Source organism: Parasphingorhabdus sp. (genome assembly GCF_041748495.1).
Classification (GTDB): domain Bacteria; phylum Pseudomonadota; class Alphaproteobacteria; order Sphingomonadales; family Sphingomonadaceae; genus Parasphingorhabdus.
The window spans coordinates 1-6908 of sequence record NZ_JBGTDD010000108.1 but is presented as its reverse complement, the minus strand read 5'-3'; the positions used below and the strand labels follow the sequence as shown (position 1 = coordinate 6908).

The 6908-nt window shown below is 60.1% G+C and carries 6 protein-coding genes; 4 read left to right on the top strand and 2 right to left on the bottom strand.

Annotated elements, in window-relative coordinates; all coding sequences use genetic code 11:
* A partial coding sequence (locus tag ACEW8J_RS09820; RefSeq protein ID WP_373491461.1) for a DJ-1/PfpI family protein occupies positions 1-246 on the bottom strand: 246 nt, incomplete at its 3' end.
* 294 nt (positions 247-540) lie between these two features.
* Between ACEW8J_RS09820 and ACEW8J_RS09815 the strand changes: the two genes are divergently transcribed.
* Positions 541-1029, top strand: a complete 489-nt coding sequence (locus tag ACEW8J_RS09815; RefSeq protein ID WP_373491460.1) for a Dps family protein — start codon at positions 541-543, stop codon at positions 1027-1029.
* 217 nt (positions 1030-1246) lie between these two features.
* Here the strand turns inward: ACEW8J_RS09815 and ACEW8J_RS09810 are convergent, their stop codons facing one another.
* A complete protein-coding gene (locus ACEW8J_RS09810; RefSeq protein WP_373491459.1) occupies positions 1247-2035 on the bottom strand; it encodes an ion transporter in 789 nt (262 codons plus the stop codon).
* A gap of 155 nt (positions 2036-2190) precedes the next feature.
* Between ACEW8J_RS09810 and ACEW8J_RS09805 the strand changes: the two genes are divergently transcribed.
* The 3 genes from ACEW8J_RS09805 to ACEW8J_RS09795 all read left to right on the top strand — a co-directional run.
* On the top strand, positions 2191-3132 hold the full coding sequence (locus tag ACEW8J_RS09805) for an ImuA family protein (RefSeq protein ID WP_373491458.1): 942 nt from the start codon (positions 2191-2193) through the stop codon (positions 3130-3132).
* Positions 3020-4576 carry a DNA polymerase Y family protein gene (locus ACEW8J_RS09800; protein WP_373491457.1) on the top strand — a complete coding sequence of 519 codons (1557 nt, stop codon included), beginning with the start codon at positions 3020-3022 and terminating at the stop codon, positions 4574-4576. Before ACEW8J_RS09805 ends, ACEW8J_RS09800 begins: the two co-directional genes overlap by 113 nt.
* Before the next feature lie 171 nt (positions 4577-4747).
* The coding region (locus tag ACEW8J_RS09795) for a PHP domain-containing protein (RefSeq protein WP_373491456.1) at positions 4748-6908 on the top strand (2161 nt) is incomplete at its 3' end.

The following is a 6908-nucleotide window of genomic DNA, read 5'->3' as shown; positions in this document are numbered from 1 at the left end:
GATCTGTCCGCCCGGCAGAACCAGTGCATCGAAATCGGCTTCACGGGCCTTGTCGACGGTAATGTCGACGTCAATGCTCTCGCCCCAGTCCTTCTCGTCCCAGCTTTTGATCGAGCCGGATTCCAGAGACACGATGGTGACTTCTGCACCGGCGTCTATAAGTTGTTTTCTTGGTTCAAAAAGTTCCGATTTTTCAAAACCGTCTGTCGCAAGGATGGCTATTTTTGCGTCTGAAATGTTAGTCATTTTCTAATTTGCCTTTCGTTAGAGGTTACAGCCCACCTACGCCGCAGACGGCCCTTTGGTTCCCATTCCGCTTCCCAAAGTCCGCGCCACAGCATCTCAGAAGCATCCCAAATGCACGGCTTTTCTGCCGCCCTTTCCCATTTTCTCCTATTGTCCCACTTGTCATGGCAGGAAGATACCAGGCGCCAGCTGGCGCTCAAATCCATGGAACCAAATCACGAATGGCGCGTAAGTTTTGCAGGTAGCGCGCTCCGCCCGTTCGTCGAGCGCACCAGAAAGAAAAGGAAGGCATATATGACTATTCAAACCTCAGACCTCCGCGAAATGAAAACCGACATCAAGCAGGCAGATCGCGCTCAAATGGCCGAGAAACTTGGCGAAACATTGGCATCCACCTATGTCCTTTATCAGAAAACACAGTCGGTTCACTGGAACGTTACCGGACCTTTGTTCGTCAGCGTGCACCAACTGACCGAAGGCCAATATGAAGATCTCGCCGAATCGATTGATGCAATTGCCGAAAGGATTCGCGCGTTGGGTGCGAAAACGCCGGTCGGCCTCTCGACCTATATCAACAATAGCGTGATCGATGATCAGGTGGAATGGGGCGATGTAGAGGCCATGCTCAAGCAGCTTTCGGGTGATAATCTCGCCGTGGCGAACCAGATGCGCGAATTTGTCAAAGTCGCCGAAGAAGCCGATGATGTTTTCACGGCAGATCTGCTGACTTCAAGGATCGGTGCGCTGGAAGAAGCATCCTGGATGCTTTCGGCCAGCCTGTAATCGATCCCGTATCAATAATAGAGGAAATCATATGACTCAATTGGATAAAACCGAGGCCCGACAGGGCTTGGTCACACGGTACATGCCCGTAATATTGGGTGTTTCGACGATCTTGGCAGCAATAGCGCTAGCCGCTGTTGCAGGCTTTTTCTGAACCGGCCTTCAAGGCTCCCGAGTGTGCCTTGCCGCCCCTGCATCCGTGCAGGGGCGGTCTTTTTTATGGGGCGGCTGGACCATCGGTGCGCATTGTTTGCATCTCTCGCCTGAGCGCCTGAATTTCTTCCAATATCTCGTTTCTCTGCGCGGCCTGTTCCTCATCCGCTTCTTCGTGCATCGCATTGACGATGATCGCGATAAACAGGTTGAGCACGACAAAACTGGTCACCAGTACAAATGGCACAAAAAACACCCAGGCCCAGGGATATATTTCCATGATCGGGCGAACGATGCCCATCGACCAGCTTTCCAGGGTCATGATCTGGAACAGCGAATAGAGCGATGAACCGATTGATCCGAACCATTGGGGAAAGGCATCGCCGAACAGCTTCGTCGCCATCACCGCTGCGATATAGAAGACCAAGGCAAGCAATATGATCACCGTGCCCATCGACGGGATCGCCGCAAACAGGCCCTGCACCACCTTGCGCATTTTGGGCATCGCCGAGATCAGTCGCAAGGCCCGCAATATTCTGAGTGCGCGGAGTACGGAAAGGCTTCCGCCAGTCGGCAACAAAGCGACTGCAACGATGATGAAATCGAAGACATTCCAGCCATTCTTGAAAAAGCTGACCCGATAGACGAATAGTTTGAGCAGGATTTCAATGATGAATATGACGATGGCGATGGTGTCCAGCGCGTATAAGATATCTCCAAATCGTGCCATGATCGCGGGTGACGTCTCCATACCAATGATGACGGCATTGATGATGATGACAGCCATGATTGCGTTCTGAAAGCGCGCAGATTCAATCCATATGCGAAGTTTTCCGACACAAGCTGTTCTCATTTCCCGATAGACTGATTCGACCTGGCGTCATGTGATCGTTCAATCGCCGACAATCAACACAAGCTTTGTGTCGCCCACGATAGAATTTTCGCGCTGTTGCAGGAATGATGAGTCCGCTTGACCAAATCCTGTTCTTCTATAAATTAGAACAAACCATGAACAATAATGATTCGGATATAGGCCAGGCTTGCAAGCCTTCGATGGTCGACCCTGCTGCTCTGCCCGGAGCGGTACCAGCGAAAGCTTCTGTCTTGCGGGCTCGGCTCGCGAAGATACTGGCAGTGTCTGGAGTCAGGACAGCGGCGGACGACGGTCTGCCGTCCCACTTCAGCTTTGGCGTGGAACGGGTGGATGCGGCCTTGCGCGGCAATGCGGAGGCCGATGGCCTGCCGCGGGGGGCGCTGCATGAACTGCATGCGGCGGACAAAAGCGACCGGACAAGCGCGGCGGCGATAGCGCTGCTGATGGCGCAGCGTTGCCGGTTTCCGGACCGGATTCTTGATCCAGCTGCGGGCCAGAGTGAACACCCCATCCTGTGGATCAGCGAAAGCGGCGAGGCGAGACGGCAGGGCCGACTCTATCCTCCCGGTCTGGCGGAGCTCGGAATTGATCCATCCGCCATTGTCCATGTCGATGCGCCGGACAGCATTGCGGCGTTGCGCGCGGCCGCCGACGGTGTGCGCTGTTCGGCCATGGGCGCGGTGATTGTCGAGCTGGCGGGCAAGAAGCCCAGGGGACTCGACCTGACAGCGACCAGGCGGCTGTCCCTGTCGTCGCAAAAATCCGGCATACTCAGCCTGTTGCTGCGCTCCGGCAGCGATCCCGAAAATCCGCTACCGACCGCTGCCTTCAGTCGCTGGCAAGTGGCTGCTGCACCGTCGGTCGCGCTCGCCGGCAATGCCCCGGGCCATAGTGCCTTTGATATCACCCTGCTGCGCCATCGCAGCGGTCTTTACGGGCTCAGCGCCCGACTGGAGTGGAACCGTGACGATCAAGTCTTCCGCGAGCAGCAGAGCGAACAGAGAACGCCGCACCCTGGCGCTGTTCCTGCCCTGGCTGCCGTCCGAGCGGATCATCCGGGCGCTCGGGCCGCCTGAACATCCATTTGCGCTGACCACAAAAATTCGCGGCGCGATGGTGATCATGGCGGCGGACCGGCAGGCCGTGTCCCTGGGGCTGGGGCCGGGCATGAAGCTGGCCGACGCGCGGGCACGGGTGCCGGACCTGCTCGCCTTTGACCATGATCAGCTGGCCGACGCGGACCTGTTGTCGCGGCTGGCGGAAGCTTGCGAGCGCTACACGCCGATGGTAGCGGTCGAGCCGCCTGATGCGCTGATCCTCGATATCAGCGGCGCGGCGCATTTCTACGCCGGCGAGACCGCCCTGGCGCAGGATGCCGAGGACCGGCTCGATACAGCCGGTCATGGTGCCTCCTGGGCCTTGGCCGGAACCCCCGATGCCGCGCTTGCGCTGGCCCGGCACGGGCTGAAGGAAGGCGCCGAGGCGCAGCTGCCGGTGACCGCACTGACCATGGACGATAAAATCCATCAGGCGCTGGAACGGGCCGGGCTCTACCATATCGGCGATCTGGCCGAGCGACCGCGCGCCAATCTGGCGGCGCGGTTCGGGACGGAACTCAGCTTGCGGCTGGACCGGATTCTGGGCATCGAGGACCGGCCGATTGATCCGATCCGCAAGATGGGCAATGTGGTCACCGAGCGCCGCTTTGCCGAGCCGCTGACCCATATTGATAGCGCGCTCGCCTGTCTGTCGGAACTGTTTGCAGAAGCATCCGAACGGCTCAACGAGCGCGGTCAGGGTGCGCGGATGATTCGCATGCTCCTGTTCCGCTGCGATGGCGATGTCGCGCGGCTCGGTCTCGAAACCGGCGCGCCGACCCGCGATGCGGCGCTGTTCCAGCGGCTGCTGCGCGAACGGATCGAGGCGCTCAACGACGCACTCAACCCCGGTTTCGGCTATGACCTGATCCGGCTGAGCATCGTCGCAGCGGAAGGACTGGCACCGCAGCAATTGCGTCTGGAAGGCGGCGAGGACCGGCAAGGCGATGCAATCGCGCTGGTCAGCCAGATCAGCACGCGACTGGGGCGCGAGCGGGTACAGAAATTTGTTCCCGCCGACAGCCATATCCCCGAACAGGGGCTGCTCGCGCTGCCCGCACTCAACGCCCCGGCACCGGTAGCGTGGCAGATGCAGCCTTCTGGCGACCCGCCGATGCGACCCCTGCACATGTTCGATCCGCCGCAGCGCGTGCAGGTGATCGCCGAGGTGCCCGACGGCCCGCCGCATCGCTTCACCTGGCGGCGCAAGACCCATCAGGTGATCCGCTATGAAGGGCCGGAGCGCATCGCCTCCGAATGGTGGCAGCGCGCAGACGGGCAACAACCCGGCCAAGGCGGCCTGACCCGCGACTATTACCGCGTCGAGGATGCCCGCGGACGCCGTTACTGGCTGTTCCGGCACGGACTCTATGGCGAGGAAAAGGCCAATCCGGACTGGTATGTCCATGGCCTGTTTGCTTGAAACATCTTCTCCTCTGTGGGGAGAAGGATACGGCGACTTGCTTGCAAAGCAAGCTAGGCCGAGGTGGATGAGGGGGTTCGCACGACCGATAGAGCGGAGCACCCTCATCCAGCTGCGATTAGGCAATAAATTGCCAGGTCTTCACAGACCTCTCCCTCAAGGGAGAGGGCAATGACGATGTTCGCCGAGCTCGCCGCCTCCACCCATTACAGCTTTCTGCACGGAGCCTCCCCCCCGGCCGACATGCTATTGCAGGCGATAGCGCTGGGAATGACCGGAATCGGCATCGCCGACCGCAACAGCGTCGCCGGCGTCGTGCGGGCGCATGCGGCCCTGCGCCGGGCGCGCGAGGATGCGGCGGAAGAAGGGCTGACGCTGCTGGATTTCAAACTGATCGTCGGATCGCGGCTGGTCTTCGCCGATAATACGCCGGAGACCATCGTCTATCCGCGCAACCGGCGCGGATGGGGGAGGCTGACGCGTTTGCTCTCGACCGGCAATCTGCGCGCCGAAAAGGGTGATTGCTTTCTCTATGAGGCCGACTTGCTGCAATGGTGCAGCGAGGATTGGGCGCTGATCCTATTAGCCCCTCCCCTTCAGGGGAGAGGTTGGGGTGGGGCCTGTCCCCACTCACCAAATTCAGAAGCCGGCATCGAGCCAGCTTCCTCATATCCCACCCCTTCCGCCTCCCCTGAAGGGGAGGGGCTAATTCAGCAACTCCGTACCCTCTCCCCCCATATCTGGCTCGGCGCGACCATGCCGCGGTCCGGTCCCGACAAGCGCTATCTTGCCGATCTCCACAGCCTCTCGGCAGCGACCGGCATCCCCCTGCTTGCCACCAATGACCCGCTCTATGCGACACCGGAACAGCGCCCGCTCCACGACATTCTCGCCTGCATCGCCGGCAAGACCACGATCGCCAAGGCGGGCCGTCTGCTCGCCGCCAATGCCGAGCGCCATCTCAAGCCTGCGAAAGAAATGGTGCGCCTGTTCCGCGACCATCCGGAAGCGATTGCCGGGACGCAGAAGCTGCTCGGGCTTGTCACCTTTTCGCTCGACGAACTGAGCTATCATTATCCCGAGGAACCGGTGCCCAAGGGCTGGACGCCGCAGGACTGGCTTGAGCATCTGACATGGACGGCTGCCCACGAACGGCATGGCGCCACCCTTCCGGAACGGCTGCGCGCCAAGGTCGAGGAAGAACTTCGCCTGATCGAGAAGATGGATTATGCGCCCTATTTTCTGACCGTCCACGATATTGTCAAATGGGCGCGGGATCAGCATATATTGTGCCAGGGGCGCGGCAGCGCCGCCAATAGCGCGGTCTGCTATTTGCTGCATATCACCTCGGCCGATCCGATGGAGCATGACCTGCTGTTCTCGCGCTTCATCTCCGAAGAGCGCCGCGAGCCACCCGACATCGATGTCGACTTCGAGCATGAGCGGCGCGAGGAGGTGATCCAGTATATCTATCAGCGCTATGGCCGCCACCGTGCCGGGATTGCCGCCACCGTGGTCCATTATCGCTCGCGCAGCGCGATCCGCGAGGTCGGCAAGGCGCTTGGCCTGTCGGAAGATATTACCAGCCGCCTTTCCAGTACCGTCTGGGGCAGCCATTCGAGCAAGGCCCCTGACAGGCGATTTGCCGAAACCGGTCTTGATCCCGACAATCCCGAAATCCGCCGCCTCGGCGATCTGGTGCAGAAAATCCTGCAATTTCCCCGCCACCTGTCACAGCATGTCGGCGGCTTCGTGCTCACCCAGGACCGGCTCGACGAGACCGTACCGATCCACAATGCCGCGATGGACGACCGCACCTTCATCGAGTGGGACAAGGATGATATTGATACGCTCGGCCTGATGAAGGTCGACATCCTGGCGCTCGGCATGCTGACCTGCATCCGCAAGGCGTTTGACATGATCAACGCATTGGAGGGGCGTATTGATGGATCGTGCTCCGCACAACCGCTCACCCTCCAGAATGTCCCGCACGAAGATCCGGCTACCTATGACATGCTGTGCAAGGGCGACAGTATCGGCGTGTTCCAGGTCGAGAGCCGGGCCCAGATCAACATGCTGCCGCGGCTCAAGCCGCGCGAATTTTACGATCTGGTGATCCAGGTCGCGATTGTCCGCCCCGGTCCGATCGAAGGCGACATGGTCCATCCCTATCTGCGGCGGCGCTCGCGCGTGGAGAAAATCACCCTGCCTTCGCCGAAGCCGCCGCACGATCCGGACGAGCTGAAGTCCGTGCTCGGCCGGACCTTTGGCGTGCCCCTGTTTCAGGAACAGGCGATGAAGCTGGCGATTGTCGCCGCCGACTTTTCTCCGG

Coding starts and splice junctions, on each gene's coding strand:
- ACEW8J_RS09810 (WP_373491459.1), bottom strand. CDS start 2,035: ATGAGAACAGCTTGTGTCGGAAAACTTCGCATATGGATTGAATCTGCG.
- ACEW8J_RS09805 (WP_373491458.1), top strand. CDS start 2,191: ATGAACAATAATGATTCGGATATAGGCCAGGCTTGCAAGCCTTCGATG.
- ACEW8J_RS09815 (WP_373491460.1), top strand. CDS start 541: ATGACTATTCAAACCTCAGACCTCCGCGAAATGAAAACCGACATCAAG.